Origin of the sequence: Stenotrophomonas sp. Nf1 (assembly GCF_003028475.1) — a bacterium.
GTDB lineage: Bacteria > Pseudomonadota > Gammaproteobacteria > Xanthomonadales > Xanthomonadaceae > Stenotrophomonas.
This window is the reverse complement of the sequence record NZ_PYTV01000004.1, coordinates 31,473-54,328: the sequence shown is the minus strand read 5'-3', so window position 1 is coordinate 54,328 and position 22,856 is coordinate 31,473. Positions and strand designations below refer to the sequence as shown.

Annotated in this window: 22 protein-coding genes; 9 read left to right on the top strand and 13 right to left on the bottom strand. The window is 67.9% G+C overall.

Going from position 1 to position 22,856, the window contains the following annotated elements; translation table 11 throughout:
• Positions 1-32: 32 nt before the first annotated feature.
• From C9412_RS08965 to C9412_RS08950, 3 genes are all read left to right on the top strand, one after another.
• Positions 33-2,705, top strand: a complete 2,673-nt coding sequence (locus tag C9412_RS08965; protein ID WP_107231308.1) for a polysaccharide deacetylase family protein — start codon at positions 33-35, stop codon at positions 2,703-2,705.
• A 3-nt stretch (positions 2,706-2,708) separates the two neighbouring features.
• Positions 2,709-4,058 (top strand): tRNA uridine-5-carboxymethylaminomethyl(34) synthesis GTPase MnmE, encoded by a 1,350-nt coding sequence (mnmE, locus tag C9412_RS08960; protein ID WP_107231307.1) that lies wholly within the window; start codon positions 2,709-2,711, stop codon positions 4,056-4,058.
• A 164-nt stretch (positions 4,059-4,222) separates the two neighbouring features.
• A complete protein-coding gene (locus tag C9412_RS08950) occupies positions 4,223-5,335 on the top strand; it encodes a glycerophosphodiester phosphodiesterase (protein ID WP_107231306.1) in 1,113 nt (370 codons plus the stop codon).
• A gap of 140 nt (positions 5,336-5,475) precedes the next feature.
• Here the strand turns inward: C9412_RS08950 and C9412_RS08945 are convergent, their stop codons facing one another.
• Together C9412_RS08945 and C9412_RS08940 are read right to left on the bottom strand one after the other, a co-directional pair.
• The gene (locus tag C9412_RS08945; protein ID WP_107231305.1) at positions 5,476-6,246 is read right to left on the bottom strand and encodes a rhomboid family intramembrane serine protease; all 771 of its coding nucleotides are present in this window, start codon (positions 6,244-6,246) and stop codon (positions 5,476-5,478) included.
• A 107-nt stretch (positions 6,247-6,353) separates the two neighbouring features.
• Positions 6,354-7,316 (bottom strand): TerC family protein, encoded by a 963-nt coding sequence (locus C9412_RS08940; protein ID WP_107231304.1) that lies wholly within the window; start codon positions 7,314-7,316, stop codon positions 6,354-6,356.
• Between the two features lie 420 nt (positions 7,317-7,736).
• Here C9412_RS08940 and C9412_RS08935 point away from each other — a divergent pair, with 420 nt between their 5' ends.
• Positions 7,737-8,906 (top strand): class I SAM-dependent rRNA methyltransferase, encoded by a 1,170-nt coding sequence (locus tag C9412_RS08935; RefSeq protein WP_107231303.1) that lies wholly within the window; start codon positions 7,737-7,739, stop codon positions 8,904-8,906.
• A 178-nt stretch (positions 8,907-9,084) separates the two neighbouring features.
• Positions 9,085-10,326 carry a dipeptidase gene (locus C9412_RS08930; RefSeq protein WP_107231302.1) on the top strand — a complete coding sequence of 414 codons (1,242 nt, stop codon included), beginning with the start codon at positions 9,085-9,087 and terminating at the stop codon, positions 10,324-10,326.
• Between the two features lie 93 nt (positions 10,327-10,419).
• Here C9412_RS08930 and C9412_RS08925 read toward each other — a convergent pair whose 3' ends face one another.
• The 4 genes from C9412_RS08925 to C9412_RS08910 form a co-directional block, all read right to left on the bottom strand.
• Positions 10,420-11,847 (bottom strand): amino acid permease, encoded by a 1,428-nt coding sequence (locus C9412_RS08925; RefSeq protein ID WP_107231301.1) that lies wholly within the window; start codon positions 11,845-11,847, stop codon positions 10,420-10,422.
• Between the two features lie 158 nt (positions 11,848-12,005).
• The gene (locus tag C9412_RS08920; protein WP_107231300.1) at positions 12,006-12,425 is read right to left on the bottom strand and encodes a hypothetical protein; all 420 of its coding nucleotides are present in this window, start codon (positions 12,423-12,425) and stop codon (positions 12,006-12,008) included.
• The gene (gene leuE, locus C9412_RS08915; RefSeq protein WP_107231299.1) at positions 12,422-13,051 is read right to left on the bottom strand and encodes a leucine efflux protein LeuE; all 630 of its coding nucleotides are present in this window, start codon (positions 13,049-13,051) and stop codon (positions 12,422-12,424) included. The genes C9412_RS08920 and leuE overlap by 4 nt, the downstream gene beginning before the upstream one ends.
• Positions 13,052-13,065: 14 nt before the next feature.
• A complete protein-coding gene (locus C9412_RS08910) occupies positions 13,066-14,037 on the bottom strand; it encodes a LysR family transcriptional regulator (RefSeq protein ID WP_107231298.1) in 972 nt (323 codons plus the stop codon).
• 91 nt (positions 14,038-14,128) lie between these two features.
• Between C9412_RS08910 and C9412_RS08905 the strand changes: the two genes are divergently transcribed.
• A complete protein-coding gene (locus C9412_RS08905; RefSeq protein WP_107231297.1) occupies positions 14,129-15,136 on the top strand; it encodes a zinc-binding alcohol dehydrogenase family protein in 1,008 nt (335 codons plus the stop codon).
• 70 nt (positions 15,137-15,206) lie between these two features.
• Here C9412_RS08905 and C9412_RS08900 read toward each other — a convergent pair whose 3' ends face one another.
• Positions 15,207-15,812 (bottom strand): glutathione S-transferase N-terminal domain-containing protein, encoded by a 606-nt coding sequence (locus C9412_RS08900; RefSeq protein ID WP_107231296.1) that lies wholly within the window; start codon positions 15,810-15,812, stop codon positions 15,207-15,209.
• Positions 15,813-15,856: 44 nt separating this feature from the next.
• Here C9412_RS08900 and rmuC point away from each other — a divergent pair, with 44 nt between their 5' ends.
• From rmuC to C9412_RS08885, 3 genes are all read left to right on the top strand, one after another.
• Complete coding sequence (rmuC, locus tag C9412_RS08895; protein WP_107231295.1) at positions 15,857-17,392, top strand: DNA recombination protein RmuC; 1,536 nt, start codon at positions 15,857-15,859, stop codon at positions 17,390-17,392.
• A 71-nt stretch (positions 17,393-17,463) separates the two neighbouring features.
• Complete coding sequence (locus tag C9412_RS08890) at positions 17,464-17,853, top strand: hypothetical protein (protein ID WP_107231557.1); 390 nt, start codon at positions 17,464-17,466, stop codon at positions 17,851-17,853.
• Between the two features lie 126 nt (positions 17,854-17,979).
• Positions 17,980-18,525, top strand: a complete 546-nt coding sequence (locus C9412_RS08885) for a glutathione peroxidase (protein ID WP_107231294.1) — start codon at positions 17,980-17,982, stop codon at positions 18,523-18,525.
• 137 nt (positions 18,526-18,662) lie between these two features.
• Here the strand turns inward: C9412_RS08885 and C9412_RS08880 are convergent, their stop codons facing one another.
• Genes C9412_RS08880 through C9412_RS08855 form a run of 6 tightly spaced genes read right to left on the bottom strand, consistent with a single transcriptional unit; the run spans position 18,663 to position 22,759 of the window.
• Positions 18,663-19,676, bottom strand: a complete 1,014-nt coding sequence (locus C9412_RS08880) for a VacJ family lipoprotein (RefSeq protein WP_107231293.1) — start codon at positions 19,674-19,676, stop codon at positions 18,663-18,665.
• A gap of 1 nt (position 19,677) precedes the next feature.
• A complete protein-coding gene (locus C9412_RS08875) occupies positions 19,678-19,989 on the bottom strand; it encodes an STAS domain-containing protein (RefSeq protein WP_107231292.1) in 312 nt (103 codons plus the stop codon).
• Positions 19,979-20,641 (bottom strand): ABC transporter substrate-binding protein, encoded by a 663-nt coding sequence (locus C9412_RS08870; RefSeq protein ID WP_107231291.1) that lies wholly within the window; start codon positions 20,639-20,641, stop codon positions 19,979-19,981. Before C9412_RS08870 ends, C9412_RS08875 begins: the two co-directional genes overlap by 11 nt.
• Positions 20,638-21,162: an outer membrane lipid asymmetry maintenance protein MlaD gene (gene mlaD, locus C9412_RS08865; RefSeq protein ID WP_057495957.1), complete on the bottom strand. Its 525-nt coding sequence runs from the start codon at positions 21,160-21,162 to the stop codon at positions 20,638-20,640. The genes C9412_RS08870 and mlaD overlap by 4 nt, the downstream gene beginning before the upstream one ends.
• 59 nt (positions 21,163-21,221) lie before the next feature.
• Complete coding sequence (locus C9412_RS08860; RefSeq protein WP_107231290.1) at positions 21,222-21,971, bottom strand: MlaE family lipid ABC transporter permease subunit; 750 nt, start codon at positions 21,969-21,971, stop codon at positions 21,222-21,224.
• Positions 21,971-22,759 (bottom strand): ATP-binding cassette domain-containing protein, encoded by a 789-nt coding sequence (locus C9412_RS08855; protein WP_107231556.1) that lies wholly within the window; start codon positions 22,757-22,759, stop codon positions 21,971-21,973. The genes C9412_RS08860 and C9412_RS08855 overlap by 1 nt, the downstream gene beginning before the upstream one ends.
• Positions 22,760-22,856 lie beyond the last annotated feature (97 nt).

Below are 22,856 nucleotides of genomic sequence, written 5' to 3'. Positions count from 1 at the left end.
CCGCACACCGTTCCCCCACCTCCGGTTCCGCCATGCCGCGCACGTCGTCGTTCCGCCTGTTCCTGCCCTCACTGTTGCTCACCCTGGCCGTTGCCGGCTGTGGCGACAAGGACGCGAAGGCGCCGGCGAGCACCGTCACCCAGTCCAGCGCGCAGGCCGCCGCCGCTGCCGATCCGGCCGCCGCGCCGTTGCTGGCCGCGCTGCAGAAGCAGCTTGACGGCTACCGCCGGATCATCGTGCTGCTGGCTGACGAAGCACAGCAGAGCGCCGCCGACCGTGGCACCTCCACGCGCATCGGCCAGCAGCTGTTCCACGACGGCCTGGAACAGCGCACCGCCATCGCCGCGCAGTTCGACACGCTGCTGCGCGGCACCAGCCCGCAGCGCTTCGCGACGCTTGGCACGGTGCTGGACTACATCGAATCGGCGCCCGAGCTGTTCGATGCCGACCGCCTGGCGTTCCGCGAAGTGCTGCGCGACCTGCATGAGCGTGTCGGCGCCGACTCGTCGCTGCCGGCGGTGAAGCTGCACCAGCGCATCGGAGAGGATCTGGACGCACTGGACGAGATCGAACGCAACTACAACCAGGAGCTGACCCGCATCTTCAGCCGCTTCGAGCGCACCCGCGCCATCGACCTGAAGCGCGAGAAGTGGGAGGACTACATCGCCCACCTGCACAAGGACTACAGCCGCGAAGCGATCCTGCGCGACTACGGGGTGATCGAGCCGTACCCGATGTCGATGAAGGACAGCGACCGCGAGATCTTCGGCCGCGACCTGCCGCCCAAGACCGTGGTGCTGACCTTCGACGATGGCCCGCACAAGGCCTATACCGATGAAGTGGTGGCCATCCTCAAGCGCTACGACGTGCCGGGGGTGTTCTTCGAGGTCGGCCGCAACCTGGGCACGGTCGAGGCTGACGGCAAGGTCAGCCTCGGCCCGATGGCCAAGATCAGCCGCCAGCTGATGGAAGACGGCTATGCCGTGGGCAACCACAGCCTGACCCATGCGCAGTTGTCGCGTACCACCGGCGATGCGCTGCGCCAGCAGGTGCTGGGCACCGACACCCTGTTGAAGGACGTGGACAGCAAGCGCGCACCGCTGTTCCGCTTCCCGTACGGCGCGCGCAACGCCGAAGGCCTGCAGCTGCTCAACGAGGCCGGGCTGAAGTCGATCATGTGGAACATCGACTCGATGGACTGGGCCGACCCGGTGCCGGAATCGATCGTGCAGCGCGTGCTCGACCAGGTGAACAAGGAACAGCGCGGCATCATCCTGTTCCACGACATCCACGACCGTGCAGTGAAGGCGCTGCCGCAGATCCTCGACCGGCTGATTGCCGACGGTTACCAGTTTGCCGGCTGGAACGGTCGCGACTTCACCGTGGCCCGCGCGCGCAAGGGTGATGCCGGTGCCGCCACCGTCACCACCGGCTACGAGAAATCATGGGCGATCGTGGTCGGCATCGACAGCTACTCCAAGTGGCCGAAGCTGGAATACGCCAGCCACGATGCGCAGGCGGTGGCCGATACGCTCACCGGGCAGTTCGGTTTCCCGTCTTCGCAGGTGATCGTGCTGAAGAACGAGCAGGCCACCCGCAACAACATCCTGGCCGCCTTCCACGACCGCCTGGCCGATGACCGCACCGGCAAGAACGACCGCGTGTTCGTGTTCTTCGCCGGTCACGGCGCCACCCGCCAGCTCGCCTCCGGCCGCGACCTCGGCTACATCATCCCGGTGGATTCGGACCCGAAGGAATTCGCCACCGACGCCATCGCGATGACCGACATCCAGAACATCGCCGAAAGCCTGCAGGCCAAGCACGTGATGTTCGTGATGGATGCCTGCTACAGCGGCCTGGGCCTGACCCGTGGCGGGCCGTCGTCGTCGTCGTTCCTGCGCGAGAACGCACGCCGCAGCGCGCGGCAGATGCTGACTGCCGGCGGTGCCGACCAGCAGGTGGCCGACGCCGGGCCCAATGGCCATTCGGTGTTCACCTGGGTGCTGCTGCAGGCGCTGGCCGGCAAGGGTGACCTCAATGGCGACGGCCTGATCACCGGTACCGAGCTGGCCGCCTATGTGGCGCCGGCGGTGTCGGCGGTTTCGCACCAGACCCCGGCGTTCGGCAGCCTGCCCGGCTCGCAGGGCGGCGAGTTCGTGTTCCAGGTGCCGGACAGCCAGGAGTTCCTCAACGCCGATACGCGCCAGCTGACCGCCGATGCGATCGCGCTGAACAACAAGGTCGAGGCTGCCAGCGAAGCCAAGGGCAGCCAGGCACCGGTCACCGTGGCCGACCTGCAGGGTGGCAAGGCCAAGCTGGTGGTGCCCAGCGCCGGCCCGGCGTCGGACCGCCAGCGCGCGCAGCAGGCCAATGACCGTGGCCTGCAGCTGTACCGCGAAAAGCAGTACGACGAAGCGGCGGCGCAGTTCACCGAAGCGCTGAAGCTGCGCCCGGACTTCGCCCAGGCGGCGAACAATCTCGGCTTCGTCTACTACCGCCAGCAGCGCTACGCCGAAGCCGCGCGCTGGCTGGAGAACACGTTGAAGATCGATCCCTCGCGCGCGGTGGCCCATCTCAACCTGGGCGATGCCTACTTCAATGCCGGCGACAAGGCCAAGGCGAAGCAGGCCTACACCACCTATCTGGCGCTGCAGCCGCAGGGCAGTGGTGCCGCGCAGGCGCGCGCACAGCTGGAGAAGCTCTGAGCCATGAATGATCTGACCCGTACCGAGACCATCGTCGCCATTGCCAGCGCCCCCGGCGCCGGCGGCGTCGGCCTGCTGCGCCTGTCCGGCCCGCGCGCTGCCGCCATCGCCAACGCGCTGGGGGCACCTGCACTGCGCCCGCGCCACGCGCACTATGCGCGCCTGCGCGATGCCGATGGCGAGGTGATCGACGACGGCATCGTGCTCTGGTTCCCGGCACCGAACAGCTTCACCGGCGAGGAAGTGGTGGAACTGCAGGGCCACGGCAGCCCGGTGCTGCTGCAGCAGCTGGTCGCGCGCTGCATCGCGCTGGGCGCGCGCCAGGCGCGGCCGGGTGAGTTCAGCGAGCGGGCCTTCCTCAACGGCAAGCTCGATCTGGCCCAGGCCGAGGCCATCGCCGATCTGATCGCAGCGGGCGACAACCGCGCCGCGCGCGCTGCACGGCGTTCGCTGGATGGCGTGTTCTCGCGCCGTATCGAGGCGGTGGTCGAACAGCTGGTGCTGCTGCGCATCCACGTGGAAGCGGCCATCGACTTCGCCGACGAACCACTGGATACCCTCGGTGGTGCGCAGGTGCGGCGCGGGCTGGAGCAGGCGCGTGGCGACCTGGCCCTGCTGCGTCGCGACGCCGAGCGCGGCCGCCGCCTGCGCGATGGCCTGCATGCAGTGCTGATCGGCCCGCCCAATGCCGGCAAGAGTTCACTGCTGAACGCACTGGCCGGCAGCGAGCGCGCCATCGTTACCGACATCGCCGGCACCACCCGCGACACCCTGCGCGAGACCATCCGCCTGGACGGGTTGGAGCTGACCCTGGTCGACACTGCTGGCCTGCGCGACGGCGGCGATGCCATCGAACGCGAAGGCATGCGCCGCGCGCATGTGGAAATCGAGCGCACCGACCTGGCGCTGATCGTGCTGGACGCGCGCGATCCGTCTGCTGGTGAAGCGGCGCTGGGCGAAGCGGTGGCAGCGGTACCGCACAAGGTCTACATCCATAACAAGTCGGATCTGCTGGACGCGTTGCCGACGCTGGACGACCCGGACCGCGTATTCGTCTCGGCCGCCACCGGCGCCGGCCTGGAGAACCTGCACGCGCGCCTGCGCAGCATCGCCTCGGCCGGGGCCGGCGAGCAGGTGGATGGCGAGTTCTCCGCGCGCACCCGCCATGTCGATGCGATCGAACGCGCGCAGGAACATGCGCGGCGCGCCGATGGCGAGCTGGCCCATGAGCATCTGGAACTGGCCGCCGAAGAGCTGCGGCTGGCGCACGACGCGCTGGGCGGGATCACCGGGCAGATGAGTGCCGATGACCTGCTGGGGCGGATCTTCTCCAGTTTCTGCATCGGCAAGTAACCCCTGGCTCTGGTAGATGCCAACCTTGGTTGGCATGCGGCCCCGGCCGAGGGTGCCGGAGGTTGGGGTCGGAGCCCCTGCGGGGATCCGACCCCGTGCTTCCCCCACCTGTCACATTGCCGCCGCATACTGACGCCCATCACATACCGCTTGGGGAAGTCGCAGTGAAGTCGTGGGGTTGTGCGTTGCTGTTGTCGCTGGCCGTGGCACCATCGGTGGCCATGAGTGCTGAATCCTCCACCCCGTCCTCCAAGGCGTCGGTCTATGGGCACCGCGGTGCCAGTGCGCTGCTGCCCGAGCACACCCTGGCCTCGTACGCGCAGGCGATTGCCGATGGCGCCGACTACATCGAACCGGACCTGGTGATGACCAAGGACGGGGTGATGGTGGCCCGCCACGAGAACGAGATCGGCGGCACCACCGATGTGGCCGAGCACAAGGAATTCGCCAAGCGGAAGACCACCAAGGTGATCGACGGCCAGAGCGTAACCGGCTGGTTCACCGAAGACTTCACCCTGGCCGAGCTGAAGACCCTGTACGCGCGCGAACGCCTGCCGGAGCTGCGCAGCACCGCCTACGACGGCCAGTTCCGCATCGCCAGCCTGGATGAGATCCTGGCCTTCCTGGTACAGCAGGCCGGCCGCGCCAACCGCGGCATCGGCCTGGTGCCGGAGATCAAGCACCCGACCTACTTCCAGTCCATCGGCCTGCCGATGGAAGACAAGCTGCTCGCTGCGCTGAGGGGCAACGCCTATACCAACGTCGGCCCAGTCACCATCCAGTCGTTCGAGACCGCCAACCTGCGCTACCTGCGCGGCAAGATCGGGCGCGGCAGCAACATCCGTCTGCTGCAGCTGCTGTGGAAGGGCGATACCCAGCCCGCCGACATCGCCAAGGCTGGCGGCACGCTGACCTACGCGCAGATGATGACCCCGGCTGGCCTGAAGGACATCGCCACCTATGCCGATGGCATCGGCCCGGAGCTGCGTTCGATCATTCCGCTTGATGCCCAGGGGGCGCTGGGGGCGCCGACCTCGCTGGTGGGTGATGCGCACGCCGCCGGCCTGATGGTGATTCCGTACACGTTCCGCCCGGAGAACCACTTCCAGGCCAGCAACCTGCGCAAGGGCGCCGACAGCGCTCGCAATGCCGAGGGGTCGATCGCCGAGATGCGCGCCTATCTGGCCACGGGCATCGATGCGTTCTTCACCGATGACCCGGCGCTGGGCCGGCAGGCGGTGGATGGGATGGGCGCGGCAGGGAATGCGGGGAACTGATGCGCGCTGGTTCGCGTGCTCCGGTAGGTGCCAACCTTGGTTGGCACACGGCAAGCGCGCCGACCAAGGTCGGCCGCTACCGGGCAACGACGCGGGCGGGTGGGGTCAGAGCCCCTTCGGGGATCTGACCCCGGCGTCGATCAACCGCGCGGCTCGTCCGGGCGGCGGAACGGAATCACCACGTAGTCCTGGCCCTCGCGCGGCTGCCACAGCACCGGTACACGCTGCGGTGACGGCGGCTCCAGCTCGTCGTCGGCCAGTGGCTCGATTGATTCTTCCTCATCTTCCCAGCTGTAGCGCTGGCGCGGCGGCAGCGGGTCGGCGTTGCGGAACAGCAGCGCGGCGATGATGCCAGCGAAGGCGCCGCCCATATGCGACTGCCAGGACACGCCATCGGCGTGCGGCAGGATGGTCATCAACATGCCGCCGTAGAACAGCATGCCGATCAGGCCGGTGGCGATGGCCGCGCGGTCGCGGCGCAGCAGGCCCAGGCTGGCCAGCAGGAACATCAGGCCGTGGGTCACGCCACTGGCGCCCAGGTGCACGCTGCCGGGGTCGCCCAGCATCCAAGCGCCGAGGCCCGAACCCAGCCACAGCAGGGGCAGGGCGCGCACGGTCGCCTTGGGGTAGACGCTGCCGGCCAGGGTGCCCAGGATCAGGATCGCGATGCTGTTGGCCGCGATGTGCTCGACCGAGGCATGCAGCAGCGGGCCGCCGATCAGGCCGAGCAGGCCCTTGGCTTCCAGCGGCGCTACCGCCCAGGGGCGCCAGTCGAACGTGCCCTGCAGGGCGAACACGACCACCAGCACCAGCACGGCGGCCAGGCTGACGTTGAACGCCCGCAGGATGCGCGAGCGGTCATTGCGGGCGGCCGGCGCATCGCCGGCGGGCAGGGGCGCGTTGTTGTCCATACCTCAAGCAATGGCGGTGGCCGGCGCGAAACCAAGGCCACCGCTGCGGGAGAGTGGGTGCGGCCGACGGGACAATCCCGCCGGCCGCGTCTTCCCGCCGGTCAGGCTCAGGCGTGGCCCGAGCCTTCCTTCGGCGGGTACTTCAGGCTCAGCACCACGGTGGCGGCGATGATCACCGCGACCACGCCCAGCGACACCGGGGTCGGGATCTTGAACAGGTCGATGATCATCATCTTGATGCCGATGAAGCCCAGCACCAGCGCCAGACCGTACGGCAGCAGGTGGAAGCGGTCGGCCATGCCGGCCAGCAGGAAGAACATCGCGCGCAGGCCCAGCACCGCGAACACGTTGGAGGTGAGCACGATGAACGGGTCGGTGGTGATCGCGAAGATCGCCGGGATGCTGTCCACCGCGAAGATCACGTCGGTGACCGCGATCAGGATCAGCACCGCGAACAGCGGGGTGAACCAGCGCACGCCATCGCGCATCACACTCAGTGCGTTGCCTTCATAGTTCGGCAGCAGGCGCAGGTGCTTGCGCATCCAGCGCAGGGCCGGGTTGCTCTCAAGATCCGGCTCCTGGCCGGCGGCGAACCACATCTTCCAGCCGGTGAACAGCAGGAAGGCACCGAACACGTAGAGCAGCCAATGGAACTGGCTGATCAGCACGCTACCGGCGAAGATCATGATCGTACGCAGCACGATCGCACCCAGGATGCCGATGATCAGCACCTTCTGGCGCTGCTCCTCCGGCACCGCGAAGTAGCTCATGATCATCAGGAAGACAAAGATGTTGTCCACCGCCAGCGCCTTCTCGACCAGGTAGCCGGTCAGGAACTCCAGGCCGACCTTGTTGGCCACCACCTGGCCGGCGGTCTCATTGAGGTAGTACCAGAGGCCGGCGTTGAACAGCAGGGCCAGCGCGACCCAGCCGATGGACCACCACAGGGCTTCCTTGAAGGTGACCTTGTGCGGTCCACCATGGCGCATCAACACGAGGTCGACCAGCAGGGCGATGACCACCACCGCTGCGAAGCCGCCCCACAACCACACGTTACCGATCGTCTGCATTGGGAATATCCGTTGGAAAGATGAATGCCAGGCCGGACGGCGAGGATCTGCAACGGAGGATCGGGAGGGGATCCAGGGACAGAGCTTCGCCAGTACGGCGAAGGTCTCGCTCGCAGTTCCAATGGCTGGAACTGCCGTTGCACCGGAGCCTGCGGGCTCGAATTGACGGCGACAACGTCTGGGAGCTACTCCCCTTCTGGCGCCGATTCTGCCGCCTGCCTGGGCCGCCGTCAAATGCCCCGCCCTGGTAGATGCCAACCTTGGTTGGCATGCCGGCCCGGGTCAGAGCCCCTGCGGGGATCTGACCCCGGCTGCCCTGGCCCTCGTAGAGTCGCGCCTGCTCGACTGAACGGGACTGTTCAGCAACGCCAGTCGAGCAAGCTCGACTCTACGAAAGCGCCCCCCGGCTACAATAGGCGGATGAATACCCCCCTTCCGATTGTCCGCCTCAAGAACGCGTGGCGTTCCAGCCACCCGTGGATCTTCCAGAAACTGGTCGAGAAGCCGACCGTCCGGCCCAAGCCCGGTTCCATCGTCGACGTGGTCGGCATCGAGGGCGAGTTCATCGGCCGCGGGTTCTACAACGGGCATTCGCGCATTGCCGTGCGCATCCTTGAAACCGACCAGAACGTGCCGGTCGATGCCGGCTGGTTCTCGCGCAAGATCGCCCAGGCGGTGTCGCTGCGCCGTGAGGTGCTCAAGCTCGACGCGGTGTCCGACGCCTGGCGCGTGGTGCACAGCGAAGGCGACGGCCTGTCCGGCCTGGTGGTTGACCGTTACGGCGACCTGGTGGTGGTCGAATTCTTCGCCGCCGGCATGTTCCGCCACCGCGAGTGGATCTACGACGCCCTGCGCGAACAGTTCCCGGGCTGCCGTTTCCACAGCTTCGCCGACGAACATGTGCAGAAGCAGGAAAGCTTCGACTTCCACGGCAACACCACCACCGAAGCGGCGGTGATCACCGAGTACGGCATCAAGTTCCGCGCCGACCCGGCCGGTGCGCACAAGACTGGCTTCTTCGCCGACCAGCGCGAGAACCGGCAGTGGCTGAGCCAGCAGGTGGAAGGCAAGAGCGTGCTGGACCTGTGCTGCAACACCGGCGGTTTTGCGGTGTATGCGGCCGCGCGCGGTGCTTCGGAGGTGGTCGGCATCGATATCGATGAAGACGTCATCCAGATCGCCAAGGGCAATTCGCGCCTCAACAACGTGCGCCCGAAGTTCGTCCAGTCCGACATCTTCCCGTGGCTGCGCGACGCCGCCAACCGCGGTGAGCAGTACGACGTGGTGATCCTGGACCCGGCGAAGATGACCCGTGACCGCGACCAGGTGATCACCGCGCTGAAGAAATACCTGGACATGAACAAGCTGGCGCTGGGCGTGGTCAAGCCCGGTGGCCTGTTCGCCACGTTCTCCTGCACCGGCCTGGTGGCCGAGGACCAGTTCCTGGACATGCTGCGCCGCGCGGCGTACTTCTCCGGCCGCACGATCCAGATCCTGAAGGTGGCCGGCGCCGGCCCGGACCACCCGTTCATGGCGCACGTGCAGGAATCGCGCTACCTGAAGGCCGTGTTCTGCCGCGTGGTGGATTGACCGTCGGCTTCTGCGTTCGCCGGGCATGAATCATGTCCACTGCCCGGCGGCCAGCTTTCCGCGCATTGCGATACGTTCGTGAAAGTGGCGCCCCATTGATGAGGGGGCGCGGCTCGGCTCTACAAAACAGCGGGCCGCAGCGTTATGGTCGGGCTCTTCCCAAAGCCGGTAAGAGCCCATGCCTTCGTTGCGTCGTCTGTCCGTCGTGCTTGCCCTGGCGCTGTGCGCGCCGCTGTCGGCCCAGGCCATCGAGTTCAGCGCGCAGGAACTGGCGCGTGCCAAGACCCTGCAGCAGCGCCTGGTCACCCTCGACAGCCATCTGGATACGCCGGCCAACTTCGGCCGCAGCGGCTTTGACATCGAACAGCGCCACGACCGCAACGCGCTCTCGCAGGTGGACTACCCGCGCATGGTCGAAGGCGCGCTGGACGGCGGCTTCTGGGCGATCTACACCGACCAGGGCGACCGCAGCGCCGCTGCACATCTGGCCGAACGTGACCACGGCCTGCAGCGGTTGATGCAGATCCGCGAAATGCTGGCGGCCAATCCCGAGCGATTCGCGCTCGCGCTGACCGCCGATGACGCGGCGCGGATCAAGGCGGCCGGCAAGCGCGTGGTCTACATCAGCATGGAAAACGCCAGCCCGCTGGTGGCCGACCCGAGCCTGCTCTCCTTCTACCACCGCGCCGGCCTGCGCCTGCTCAGCACCGTGCACTTCGCCAACAACGAGTTCGCCGATTCGGCCACCGACCCGAAGGGAGCCGAGTGGAAAGGCCTGAGCCCGGCCGGCAAGGAGCTGGTGCAGCAGGCGGTGAAGCTGGGCATCGTCATCGACCAGTCGCATGCCTCGGACGCGGTGTTCGATGACCTGCTGGCGATGATGCCGGTGCCGTTCGTGCTCTCGCACAGCTCGGCCAAGGCGGTCTACGACCACCCGCGCAACCTCGATGACACGCGACTGCGCAAGCTGGCCAAGGCCGGTGGCGTGATCCAGGTCAATGCCTATGGCGGTTACCTGATCGATACCGCCAAGACGCCCGAGCGCAAGCAGGCCGAGGAAGCGCTGAGCAAGCAGTTGGGCGGCTGGGAAGGTATGGGCATCGAGCAGGGTGTCGCGCTGCTCAAGGCCGAGCAGGCGCTGGACCACGAGCACCCGGTGCGCCACGCCAGCCTGGACGACTTCTTCGCCCACTTCGAGCACATCCTCAAGGTGGTCGGCCCCGAACACGTGGGCATCGGCCTGGACTGGGATGGTGGCGGTGGCCTGAGCGACCTGCCCGACGTCAGCCAGCTGCCGAAGATCACCGCCTGGCTGCTGCGCAAGGGCTATACCGAGCAGCAGATTGCCGGCATCTGGGGCGGCAACCTGCTGCGGGTGATGCGCCAGGCGCAGGACTACGCGGCAAAACGGGGCGGGTGAAACGCCCTGCGGTAGTGCCGGCCGCTGGCCGGCATTTTGCATATCAACAGGATCCGGATTGCCGGCCAGCGGCCGGCACTACCCGTGATCCGGTTACTTCGCGATCAGCGCATGGCGGCGGCTGTACAGGAAGTACAGCACCAGGCCGACCAGATTCCACAGCAGGAAGTACAGCTGGGTGCTGTGCGGCAGGCTGATGAACAGGTAGATGCAGCCCAGCGCGGCCAGCGGGCCGACCACGAAGGCCAGCGGCGTGCGGAAGGTACGCTCACGGTTGGGCTCGCGCAGGCGCAGGACCACCAGGCAGATGCCCACCGCGGTGAACGCGGCCAGGGTGCCGGCGTTGGCCAGCGCAGCGATCTCGTCCAGGCGCGCCACACCGGCCAGCGCCGACACCACCACTGCGGTGAACAGCGTGGTCGCCACCGGCGTGCCGGTGCGTGCGTTGACCTTGGACAGGCCACGCGGCAGCAGGCCGTCGCGGCTCATCACGAAGAAGATGCGGCTCTGGCCGTACAGGAAGGCCAGCAGCACCGTGGGCAGCGCGATGATCGCGATCACGCCGATCACCATCGCGGCGGTCGGATGGCCCAGCTGGCGCATGATCAGCGCCAGCGGCTCTGCGCTGTGGCCGAACACGGCGTAGCTCATCGCACCCACGGCGGCCAGCGCCACCAGCACGTAGACGATGGTGCAGCCGATCATCGAACCGATGATGCCGATCGACAGGTCGCGGCCCGGGTTCTTGGTTTCCTCGGCGGCGGTCGAAATCGCATCGAAGCCGTAGAAGGCGAAGAAGATGATCGCCGCCGCCGCCATCACGCCGTGCTCGACGCCATCAGGGCCGATCGACTTGGCGAAGCCATAGGGCATGAACGGCTGCAGGTTGGCGCTGTCGAACGCCGGCAGTGCCACCGCCACGAAGATCGCCAGCGCGATCAGCTTGAACACCACCAGGATGGCGTTGAGGGTGGCGCTTTCCTTGGTGCCGGCCATCAGCATGCCGGCCACCAGCCAGGTGATGACGATCGCAGGCAGGTTGATCATGCCGCCTTCCACGTGCGGGCCGGCCGCAAGCCAGGCCGGCAGGTGCACGTTCCAGCCGAACTGGGTGTGCACCCATTCGAGGAAGCCGACGAAGTAGCCCGACCAGCCCACGGCCACCGTACTCACCACCAGCGAGTACTCCAGGATCAGGCTCCAGCCCACCACCCAGGCGAACACCTCGCCCAGTGCGCTGTAGCTGTAGGTATAGGCACTGCCGGCGGCCGGCATCATCGTCGACAGCTCGGCGTAGGACAGCGCCGCGCAGGCGCAGACCGCGCCGGCGATGGCAAAGGAGATCAGCACCGCCGGGCCGGCCAGGTTGGCACCGACGCCGATCAGCGTGTAGATGCCGGTACCGACGATGGCACCGATGCCCAGTGCGATCAGGTGCGGCCAGCTGAGCGTGGGAACCAGGCGCCTGCCGGCTTCATGGACGGTGACGGAATCTAGGGACTTGCGCCGGAGCAGGGACATGCAGGCCTCGGAAGGGGTGACTGAGAACGACAAGTCCCCGAGTGTGACCGAACGCAGCGCAGCATTGCCACTGACGGGGGTCATGCCCGACCCGTCGCGCGCTGTACCGCGAGCAGTCTGCCGGAATCGGCATAAAGGGCCGGAGGCCCGGTGCCGGCTCAGGGAGGGCTGGGCCAGTGGCAGCCGTGTTCCTGCCAGGCCTCGGGGGCATCGTGGAAGGCGGTGGTGCGACCGTCGCGGGCGCGTTCGTAGCTCAACTCCAGCACCAGCGCGCCCTGGGTGCTCAACCGATAGCGGCCGTTGAGGCGCCCGTCGATGCGCTCTTCCCACACGCTGTCGAACTGGTAGGGGCGATCTTCGGCCAGCACCGTGGTCTCCATCGAAACCCGGCGCAGCGTCAGGCGCTCACCCTGGCCGGCGTAGCGCACATCGGCGCCACCGTCATCCAGCCAGCGCCATTCCAGATGGATGCGGTCATCGCGACCACCGCTCAGGCAGCGATGGTCCTGCACGGTGGCGGCCGAGGCAGCACCGGCCGTCAACAGCAGCGCGCCGACCACGGCCCGCCGGGCCTTCACCCGTTCAACCCCAGGCGGATGCCGAAGCCGACCAGGAACAGGCCGGCCACGCGGCGCAGCGCATCGCTGATGCGTGGATGCTGGATCAACCGGCGGCGGGCCAGGTTGCCGACCCCGATCAGCATCGAGCAGTACGCAATGCTGACCACCAGGATGATGCCGGCCAGCGCGCCAAAGGTGGCGATGCCCTGGTGTGCCTTGGGATCAATGAACAACGGCAGGAACGCCATGTAGAACAGGATCGCCTTCGGGTTGAGCAGGCTGACCAGGATCGCCTGCTGGAAATAGCGGCCGGGCTGCATGCGGATGGGACCGGCGTCACCGCCTTCGTGCTTCGGGGTGCGCAGCAGGCTGATGCCGACCCACACCAGGTAGGCCGCACCCAGGTACTGCACCGCGTGGAACACCAGCGGATTGGCCTTCAGCAGTGCGGCCACACCGGCCAGGGCCAGCCACATCAGGATCTGGTCGCCGACCAGCAGGCCGGCCAGCGCGGTGTAGCCGCCACGCACGCCGCCACGGCCGGTGGCCGTCAGCAGGGTGAAGGTGCCGGGGCCGGGCAGGGCGAGAAACACCAGCACGGCGACCAGAAACGTCCACAGGTCCTGGATGCCCATCCACGGCATGGCGGTGTTCTCTCTTACGGGGGGCCGCCATTGTCGGCCAGCACCGGGACGGGCGACAGGGGGCCGCCGAGTCCATCGGGCATGCCAGACAGCAGCGGTTGCAGGTGCTGGCGCAGCTGTGCGTGCAGTTGCCGCACCGCCGGCGAGAACTGCTTGCGGTGCGGGCATACCAGCTGCAGCGGAATGTGGCTGCCAACGCCATCGAGCAGCAGCTGCAGGCGCCCGGCCAGCACGTCCTCGCGCAGGTCCAGCCAGGATTTGTAGGTGATGCCTTCGCCGGCCACCGCCCAGCGTCGCACCACATCGGCGTCATCGCAGACCAGCGGGCCACGCACCGGCACCACCACGCGGCGCCCGTCGACCTCGAACGACCAGCGATCGTAGGCGCGGCCGCTGAGCTGGTAGACCAGGCAATCATGCTCGCGCAGGTCATCCAGCCGCGCAGGCATGCCGCGCCGCTGCAGGTATTCGGGTGAGGCGGCCAGCACGCGGCGGTTGCCCTCCAGCAGCGGCAGGGCGACATAGCTGGCGTCATCGAAGTGGCCGATGCGGATCGCCACGTCCACCGGGTCGCGGAACACGTCGGCCACTTCATCGGACAGGCGCAGGTGCAGGCGCAACCGCGGGTGCGCGGCACGGAACGCGGTCAGCCACGGCAACAGCAGGTTGCGGCCGAAGTCCGAGGGTGCCGACAGCTGCAGGGTGCCATGCAGTTCGGCGTCCTCGCCCTGCACCCGGGCCTGGCCTTCGCGCAGGGTGGCCAGCACCTCCTGCGCATACGGCAGGTACAGCGCGCCTTCGCCGGTCAGGCGCAGGCTGCGGGTGGTGCGCACGAACAGGCGCAGGTCCAGCTCGCGCTCCAGCCGCGCCACCGCCGCCGCGACCTGCCCGGGCAGCAGATCGGCTTCGCGCGCGGCCTGCGAGAAGCTGCCCAGCGCAGCGGTGCGGACGAACAGGTGCAGGTCGTCGAAGCGGATCATCTTCATTGCCGGAGTGAAAGTGATGCCCGATTCTGCGCCTTTCTGAAGGGCCGTGCGCGGCGCAACCTGTCGCCTCCTTCCCCACTGGACCGCCACCATGCGCGCCATTGCCTATACCCACGCCGGCCTGCCGATCGAAGATGCCCAGGCCCTGATCGACATCGAACTGGAACTGCCCGAGCCTGGCCCGCGCGACCTGCGCGTGGCGGTGCGCGCGGTGGCGGTCAATCCGGTCGACACCAAGGTGCGCCGGGGCGTGGCTACCGATGGCCCGCGCGTGCTGGGCTGGGATGCGGTCGGCATCGTCGACGCGGTCGGCAGCGAGGTGACCCTGTTCCAGCCCGGCGACGCGGTCTACTACGCCGGTGTGATCGACCGCCCGGGCAGCAACGCCGAGTACCAGCTGGTGGACGAGCGCAGCGTCGGCCGCAAGCCGGCCAGCCTCGACGATGCCGCCGCCGCCGCCTTGCCGCTGACCGCGATCACCGCCTGGGAGCTGCTGTTCGACCGCCTGCGCATTCCCGAAGGCGGTGGCGAGGGCCAGACCCTGCTGGTGATCGGTGCAGCCGGTGGTGTCGGTTCGATCCTGGTGCAGCTGGCGCGGAAGCTGACGAAGTTGACCGTGATCGGCACCGCCTCGCGTCCGGATACCCAGGACTGGGTGTACGCGATGGGCGCCCACCACGTCATCGACCACAGCCAGCCACTGGCCGAGGGCCTGGCACGGCTGGGCATCAGCGAGGTGCAGCACGTGGCCAGCCTGACCCATTCGGACCAGCACTACGCGCAGATCGTCGAGCTGCTGGCACCGCAGGGCCAGTTCGGCCTGATCGATGATCCGGGCCAGGTGGATGTGATGGCGCTCAAGCGCAAGGCGCTGTCGCTGCACTGGGAGTCGATGTTCACCCGCCCGCTGTACAGGACGGCGGACATGCAGCGCCAGCACGACCTGCTGAACCGGGTGGCCGAGCTGATTGATGCCGGTGTGCTGCAGACCACCCTCGGCGAGCACTTCGGCCGCATCGACGCGACCAACCTGCGGCGCGCCCATGCGCTGCTGGAGAGCCATCGCGCCAAGGGCAAGATCGTGCTGGAAGGCTGGTAAGGCCAGGTTCTTTTCTTGCGTCGTTGGGGTCAGATCCCTTTCCCAAAGGGAAAGGGATCTGACCCCTGCCTCAGGCCACCCCGTTGTCGACGTATTCGGCGAAGCCGGGCTGCTGGCGCAGGCGCTCGAACCAGGCCTGCACGTTCGGCAGCGCGGGCTTGCTGCCTGGCGTGCTGCGCCAGCGCTGGGTCGACAGGCCCAGCACGATGTCGGCCAGGGTGAACGCACTGCCGGCGACATGGGCCCGGCCATCGGCCAACTGCGCGTCGAGCACGCCCATCAGCCGGTTCCACTGCACCCAGCTGGCCTCGGCGCGGGCGTCATCCGGGTAGTCCGGGTGTTGCCGTACCCGGGCCATGAACACCTGGCGCCAGGCGCTGTTGAGGTCGCTGGCCTGCCAATCCATCCACTGCTCCACCTGCGCGCGCGCCTGCGGCGCAACCGGCAGCAGGTCGTCGCGGCCGGCGCGGGCGGCCAGGTAGCGGCAGATGCTGTTGGACTCCCACAGCACGAAGTCTCCGTCGCGCAGCACCGGCACCTGCCGGTTCGGGTTGAGCGCGGCCAGCAGGTCCGCTGGCGGTGCCGGTTCGTGCTGCACCGGTTGATCCAGCCCGGCGCATAGCCACAGCACCTTGCGCACGTTGATCGAGGTCGGCTTTCCGTACAGTTCCAGCATGGCCCGGCGCAGCGTTTGAGACGGTGCCAGCCTACACTTGCCCCATGCAAACCGAATCCCTGCTCATCGGCGGCCTTCTATTGGCCGTGCTCATCCTGCAGCTGGTCGCCCTGTTGCGGCGCCCGCCCCATGACCGCCTGGAACAGGCGGTGCGAGAGGAGGCGCGGGCCGGACGCAGCGAACTGCGCGAACAGCTGGACACCTTCGCCCGCGCGCTGACCGATCTGTCCACGCGTACCGACCAGCGGCTGGACCTGCTGCGCGAGGCGCTGGGCGAGGACGCCCGCAAGGCGCGCGCCGAGTCCGCCGAAAGCCAGCAGCGCGGCGCTGCATTGATGGGCCAGCGCCTGCAGGAACTGCGCGGCCAGCTGGATACCTTTGGCCAGCAGCAGGAGGCGCGCATCCATGCCTTCGGCCAGCAGCTGCAGGAACTGACCACGCGCACCGACAGCCAGCTCGGTACCCTGCGCCAGACCCAGGTGGACGATGCACGCAAGGGCCGCGAGGAGGGCGCGCAGTCGCAGCAGCGCCTGACCGAGAACCTGGGCCAGCGGCTGCAGGAGCTGACCCAGCGCAACGAACAGCGTATCGCCGAGATGCGCACGACGCTGGAAGAACAGCTGCGCGCACTGCAGAGCGACAACGCACAGAAGCTGGAACAGATGCGCGTGACCGTGGACGAGAAGCTGCAGTCCACCCTGGAAACCCGCCTTGGCCAGTCCTTCAAGCTGGTCTCCGAGCGCCTGGAACAGGTCCAGCGCGGCCTCGGTGAGATGCAGCAGCTGGCCACCGGCGTGGGCGACCTCAAGCGCGTGCTGACCAACGTCAAGACGCGCGGCAGCTGGGGTGAAGTGCAGCTGGAGAACATCCTCGAGCAGACCCTGATCCAGGAGCAGTACGCGCGCGCGGTGAAGGTACGCCCGGACAGCGGGGAAATGGTCGACATCGCCGTGCGCCTGCCGGGGCGCAGCAGCGACGACACGCCGGTGTGGCTGCCGATCGACTCCAAGTTCCCGCGCGAAGACTATGAGCGGCTTCTGGACGCGCAGGAGCAGGGCGACGCAGAACTGGTGCGCGTGCAGGGCGCGCAGCTGGAGCGTGCGGTGAAGGTGCAGGCCAAGTCCATCTGCGAGAAGTACATCGTGCCGCCGCACACCACCGATTTCGCGGTGATGTTCCTGCCGACCGAAGGGCTGTATGCCGAGGTGATCCGCCGCCCCGGCCTGGTGGACCTGCTGCAGCGCGACCACCGCGTGGTGGTCGCCGGGCCGACCACCATCACCGCACTGCTCAACAGCCTGCAGATGGGTTTCCGCACCCTGGCCATCGAGAAGCGGTCCAGCGAGGTGTGGAGCCTGCTGGGCGCGGTGAAGACCGAGTTCGGCAAGTTCGGCGATGTGCTCGACAATGTGAAGGCCAAGCTCGATCAGGCCAGCAAGCAGATCGACCAGACCGGCGTGCGCACCCGCGCGATCGCCCGCAAGCTGCGCGATGTCGAATCGCTGCCGGTCGAGCAGAGCCGGCAGCTGCTGCCCGATGCGCTGCCGGCCGACGACAGTGGCGACGGTGAAGAAGCCTGAGCCACGCTGACACGCCGCCTGCATCGTCCATGCGTATGCTGGCGGCCTGTCCGCCGCGTTCGGGTGCCGCCATGCGTTCTCGCCTCTGTATCAGCCTGCTCCTGTCCGCCGTGCTCGCCGCCTGCAGCAGTGCGCCACCGGCTCCGCCCGCTGCGGACGCAGCCGACAGCCCGCAGGCCGCCGAGGCCTACCAGGAGGCACGCGATGTCGACTGCCAGGCCGCCGGCGGCACGCTGCAACGGCTCGGCCGCCTGCAGCGGCTGCAGTGCGTGATTCCCTATGCCGACGCCGGCAACGCCTGCAGCCGCAAGAGCGATTGCACGGGCCAGTGCCTGGCCACCGGCGAAGTGGCCGCCGGTACCGCCGCCACCGGCACCTGCCAGCGCGATGCCAGCCAGAACTTCGGCTGCCGTCAGCGCATTGATGAAGGCAAAGCGCAGGGCACGATCTGCGTGGATTGAAGATGTCCTGTAGAGCCGAGCCCATGCTCGGCTGCCCTGCAATGAGCCGAGCGTAGGCTCGGCTCTACAACAGCGCGCGCAGCGCTATGCTGGTGGGCCATTCCCCGCCGTAGCCGGAGCCCCCGCGTGAGCACCCCGATCCAGGACATTTCCCTCACCACCATCGACGGCCAGCCGTCCACGCTTGCCGATTACCAGGGCAAGGTCCTGCTACTGGTCAACGTCGCCTCCAAGTGCGGCCTGACCCCGCAGTACGAAGGCCTGCAGGCGCTGTATGCGGAAAAGCACGCGCAGGGCCTGGAAGTGCTGGGCTTCCCCGCCAACAACTTCCTGGGCCAGGAACCGGGCAGCGAGGCGGAGATCCAGCAGTTCTGCCAGCTCACCTACGATGTCACCTTCCCGATGTTCTCCAAGATCAGCGTGGCCGGCGAAGACACCCACCCGCTGTACCAGCAGCTGACCGCCGCGCAGCCGCAGTCGATCGGTGAAGGCCCGCTGCGCGAGCGCCTGGCCAGCAAGGAGATTCCGATCCACGCCGCGCCGGCGGTGCTGTGGAACTTCGAGAAGTTCCTGGTCGGTCGCGATGGCAAGGTCATTGCCCGCTTCGCCCCGGACGTGGCCGCCGATGACGCGCGCCTGCGCGAAGCCATCGAGGCCGCGCTGGCTGCCTGAGCAAAGCGTGCCAACCAAGGTTGGCACCTACCGGGCCGGGGTCGGATCGCTTTCCACGGGAAAGGGCTCCGACCCCACCCGCAGCGCCAAAGAAAAACCCCGCCGAGGCGGGGTTTTTCATGCACCGATCAACGACCTCAGTGGGTCCACTGCGGCATCGGCATCGCATCGACCGGGATCGGCGAGTTGGCATCGTCGTGGCCGCGGTCGCGCTTGCTGCGCAGATCGTTCTCGATCTGATAGTTGCGGCGCTGCATCCATGCATCGCGGACCAGCGAGTATTCGTCCACGGCAGTGTCGCGCAGATCGTCGATCGCCAGCAGCTGTGCGCGCGTATCGACCAGCTGCAGGCCCTGCAGGCCGATGCGCAGCTTGTCTTCTTCGATGCGGCGCATCGGCGACAACGGGATGTCACCGGCCAGGCCGAACACATCGCGCACGGTCCGCGGGCCGAAGAACGGCAGTTCCACGTACCGCGAACGACGCCAGCCCCAGGCGCCCAGGGTCTGGCCGAAGTCTTCGTTGCGACGCGGCACCATCGCCTTGCTGGCCGGATCGAACAGGCCACCGATGCCCAGCGTGCTGTTCATCAGGAAGCGGCCGAGGCTGTCCCACGCATCGGCGCCACGGCCCTGCAGCAGCTGGTTGGTGATGGTCACCGGTGCGCGCAGGTTGCTGAAGAAGTTGCTCACGCCGGTACGCGCGAAGCGTGGCACCACGTGGGTGTAGGCCGTGGCCAGCGGACGGGCGATGCCACGGTCGACCGCGTTGTTGAACCTGTGCACCTTGCGGTTGAACGGTTCCCACGGATCGTAGGCGGCCGCACTGCCGGTGTTGCTGGCGCCGCCGTACAGGGCATCGAAATCGTCATCACCGCCCGGTGCGGTGGCCGCTGCGGTCCTGGCCGCATCGGTATCGGCGCCGGCAACAGGTGGCGCCGGCGAGGCCGCAGCGGCGGCCGGCGGAGCGGCCACCGGCGTCACCGGTGCCGCCTCGGCCAGGCCGGTATCGGCGGTGGCAGGGGCCTCGACGGTCGAGCTGGCCGGAACGACGGTGCTGGCGGCCGGTGCATCGCTGCGTGCGGGCTTGCCGGCACAGGCGGTCAGCGCGGTGGCCAGGACGATCAGGGGAAAAGCGCGTACGACGTTCATGTCAGCTCGCAGCAGAAGTTGCAGTGAAATCCAGGTCGGGCGACAGCCGGTAGGCCGCGCTCAGCTCGTTGAAGCCTGCCGGAACGCCGGAAATCGCCAGCGGGTGACCGGCCTTGCGTGCGCGCGCCGAAAGCTCGGCGAGCAGGGCCAGGCCGGCGCTGTCCACGCGCTCGACCTCGCCCAGCTCCAGCCGTGCCAGCTTGGCCGGCAGCGCCTGCAGCTGTGGCCACAGCGCGATCACCGCGGCACGGTCAAGCAGACCGCGCAGGCGCAGGGTATCGCCCTCCAGCAGCGCCAGTGCGTTACTTGCCATTGCCCGCGGGCCCGGCCTGCATGCTGCCGCTGCGCAGGTCGCTGGCCACCTGCTTGATGCCCTTCTGGCGCAGCGGGGTGTCGAACTGGTTGCGGAAGGTCTGCACGTAGGAAATGCCTTCGATGTTGACGTCGAAGATCTTCCACTGGCCATTCACGTTGCGCATCCAGTACTCGACCGGGGTCGGCTCGTTGCCGGCGCGCACCAGCTCGGTGCTCACGCGCACGCCGCGGTTGCCCGGCAGCGGGCTCTCACCCTTCAGGCGGAAGCTGGGCTTGCCCTGGATGTTGAGCAGGGTCGAGCCGTAGCGCTGCATCAGGCTGTCGGCCATCGCATCGGCAAACAGCTTGATGTCCGCGTCCGACGCGCCGCGGGCGTGCGGGCCCAGCACCAGGCGCGCAGCGTAGTCGCGGTCGAAGGTGCGGGTCAGTTCGCTGTCGATGTAGCTGCGCAGGCTGGCCGGGTTGCTGGTGAACTCGCTCTTGCGCTGCTGCAGGGTGGCCAGGATGCGGCTGCTGGCGTCGATCACCACCTTGCCGGCCTGGCCCTGGGTCGCGGCTGCGGCGGGGGCGGCGGCCTGGGCCTGGGCCAGGAACGGGGTGGCCACCAGCAGCGCCGAGGCGAGCAGGGCCGGGATCAGTTTCATCTTCATGGTTGCGGTTCCGTTGCAGGCGCCTGCGCGCCATCGTTGGGCTTCTGAGCAGCGCCGCCACCGGCGCCGCCACTGAACATGTACTTGCCGACCAGCTGGATCAGGTCCACCGCCGGCTGGGTGAAGACGATCTCGTCGCCGGCCTTGAGTACCTCCGGATCACCGCCCGGCTGCAGACCGATATAGCTCTCGCCGAGCAAACCACTGGTGAAGATGCCGGCCGAGGTGTCCGCCGGCAGGTCCTTGACCTTGCTGTCCATGCGCAGGGTCACGATGGATTCGAACTTCACCGGGTCCAGGTCGATCGCCGCGACCTGGCCGACGGTGACACCACCGATCTTGACCGGCGCCTGCTTGCGCAGCTGGCCGACCTGGGAAAAGCGTGCCTTCAGCTCATAGCCGTCGCTGCCCCAGCTCCAGCGCTGGTTGGTCGAGGCCACGGCCAGCACCATCAGCGAGGCCAGGGCCAGCAGCAGGAAAGCGCCGACGGAGAATTCGAGTCTGGGACCGCGGATGGCCATGTGGATTACCTGATCGAGTCGTGGTGGCCGCGCGCGCCTGCGCACCGCCGGTGGAGGGGTTAGGTGAACAACATTGCCGACAGCACGAAGTTGAACATCAGCACCAGCAGCGAGGCGTTGACCACCGCCCGGGTGGTCGCCACCGAGGTGCCCTCGATGGTCGGCTCGGCGTGGAAACCAACGTAGGCGGCAACCAGCGCGGCGGTGCCGCCGAAGATCGCCGATTTCAGCATCGCCACGCCGAAGTCATCCCAGAAGTCCACGCTGTTGCGCAGCGCCGACCAGAACACGCCATTGTCCAGGCCCAGCACGTGCACCGCTTCGAAGTAGCTGGCACTGATCGCCAGCGAACAGAAGACGCCGGTCAGCAGTGGCACGGTCAGCACCGCCGCCCAGAAGCGCGGCGCCACGGCCTTGGCCACCGGGTCGATCGCCATCAGCTCCAGCGCCTTGATCTGGTCGGTGGCGCGCATCAGGCCCAGTTCGGCGGCGATCGAGCTGCCGGCGCGGCCGATGAACAACAGCGCGGTCAGCACCGGCGCCAGCTCGCGGTACAGCGACAGCCCGAGCAGCGTCGACAGCGCGTCGGCCGCCCCGAAGGTGGTCAGCGTGCGGTAGCCCTGCAGGGTCAGGACCAGGCCGACGAAGGCACCGCCGACGGCGATGATCGGCAGCGAGCGCGCGCCGATCTTGTAGATCTCGCGGGTCAGCTCGGCCAGGAAGTCGCGCGTGGGCAATGAACCGCGCAGCACGGTCAGCGAGAACAGGCCGGCGCGGCCCAGCGAACGGGTGGCTTGCACGAACGGCATCAGGCAACCCTCGCGCGCGGCGCGGCATCGAACGGGATGGGGCCATCGGGCTGGCCATGCAGAAACTGCCGCAGCAGCGGGTCCTGGCTGGACTGCAGCGCTTCGGGCGTGCCCTGGAACACGATGCCGCCATTGGCGATCGCGATCACCTGGTCGCAGATCGGCAGGGTCTCGTGCACGTGGTGGCTGACGATGATGCTGGTCAGGCCCAGGCTGTGGTTGAGGCGCTGGATCAGGCTCATGATCACCCCGGAGGCGATCGGGTCCAGCCCGGTCAGCGGCTCGTCATAGATCATCAGCGGCGGGTCCAGCGCCAGCGCACGGGCCAGCGCCACGCGGCGCGCCATGCCGCCGGACAGCTCGCGTGGCCACGCATCGGCGGCCGCCAGCAGGCCCACCGCATGCAGCTTCATCTCCACCAGCCGGCGCAGCACGGCCCTGGGCAGGCGCGTATGCGTGCGCAGCGGCAGCTCGACGTTCTCAGCCACGGTAAGGTCGGTCAGCAGGCCGTTGCCCTGCAGCAGCACGCCCACGCTCTTGCGCATCTCCAGCAGTGCACCGCTGTCGTGCGGGATGGGCTTGCCGAACAGCGTGACCTCGCCGGCGACCGGGCGCAGCTCGCCGGTCAGTGCCGCCAGCAGGGTCGACTTGCCGCTGCCGGACGGACCGAGCACGGCGGTGATGCTGCCCGTGGGCACCTGCAGCGAGACATCGCGCAGGATCGTGCGCCCGCTCCGGTCGATGCGGACGTTGGATAACTGCACCAGACTGGAGGCGGAAGCCGACATGGGCACCATTAACGTTTTTTAGACATCGAAGGATCGGGTCAGTCGGCTGAACAAAAGCAGACTGGACGGTCCAGTATTGTTGCACGACAAGGGCTCG

Coding starts and splice junctions, on each gene's coding strand:
- C9412_RS08965 (WP_107231308.1), top strand. CDS start 33: ATGCCGCGCACGTCGTCGTTCCGCCTGTTCCTGCCCTCACTGTTGCTC.
- mnmE (WP_107231307.1), top strand. CDS start 2,709: ATGAATGATCTGACCCGTACCGAGACCATCGTCGCCATTGCCAGCGCC.
- C9412_RS08945 (WP_107231305.1), bottom strand. CDS start 6,246: ATGGACAACAACGCGCCCCTGCCCGCCGGCGATGCGCCGGCCGCCCGC.
- C9412_RS08940 (WP_107231304.1), bottom strand. CDS start 7,316: ATGCAGACGATCGGTAACGTGTGGTTGTGGGGCGGCTTCGCAGCGGTG.
- C9412_RS08935 (WP_107231303.1), top strand. CDS start 7,737: ATGAATACCCCCCTTCCGATTGTCCGCCTCAAGAACGCGTGGCGTTCC.
- C9412_RS08930 (WP_107231302.1), top strand. CDS start 9,085: ATGCCTTCGTTGCGTCGTCTGTCCGTCGTGCTTGCCCTGGCGCTGTGC.
- C9412_RS08925 (WP_107231301.1), bottom strand. CDS start 11,847: ATGTCCCTGCTCCGGCGCAAGTCCCTAGATTCCGTCACCGTCCATGAA.
- leuE (WP_107231299.1), bottom strand. CDS start 13,051: ATGCCGTGGATGGGCATCCAGGACCTGTGGACGTTTCTGGTCGCCGTG.
- C9412_RS08910 (WP_107231298.1), bottom strand. CDS start 14,037: ATGAAGATGATCCGCTTCGACGACCTGCACCTGTTCGTCCGCACCGCT.
- C9412_RS08905 (WP_107231297.1), top strand. CDS start 14,129: ATGCGCGCCATTGCCTATACCCACGCCGGCCTGCCGATCGAAGATGCC.
- C9412_RS08900 (WP_107231296.1), bottom strand. CDS start 15,812: ATGCTGGAACTGTACGGAAAGCCGACCTCGATCAACGTGCGCAAGGTG.
- rmuC (WP_107231295.1), top strand. CDS start 15,857: ATGCAAACCGAATCCCTGCTCATCGGCGGCCTTCTATTGGCCGTGCTC.
- C9412_RS08890 (WP_107231557.1), top strand. CDS start 17,464: ATGCGTTCTCGCCTCTGTATCAGCCTGCTCCTGTCCGCCGTGCTCGCC.
- C9412_RS08880 (WP_107231293.1), bottom strand. CDS start 19,676: ATGAACGTCGTACGCGCTTTTCCCCTGATCGTCCTGGCCACCGCGCTG.
- C9412_RS08875 (WP_107231292.1), bottom strand. CDS start 19,989: ATGGCAAGTAACGCACTGGCGCTGCTGGAGGGCGATACCCTGCGCCTG.
- C9412_RS08870 (WP_107231291.1), bottom strand. CDS start 20,641: ATGAAGATGAAACTGATCCCGGCCCTGCTCGCCTCGGCGCTGCTGGTG.
- mlaD (WP_057495957.1), bottom strand. CDS start 21,162: ATGGCCATCCGCGGTCCCAGACTCGAATTCTCCGTCGGCGCTTTCCTG.
- C9412_RS08860 (WP_107231290.1), bottom strand. CDS start 21,971: ATGCCGTTCGTGCAAGCCACCCGTTCGCTGGGCCGCGCCGGCCTGTTC.
- C9412_RS08855 (WP_107231556.1), bottom strand. CDS start 22,759: ATGTCGGCTTCCGCCTCCAGTCTGGTGCAGTTATCCAACGTCCGCATC.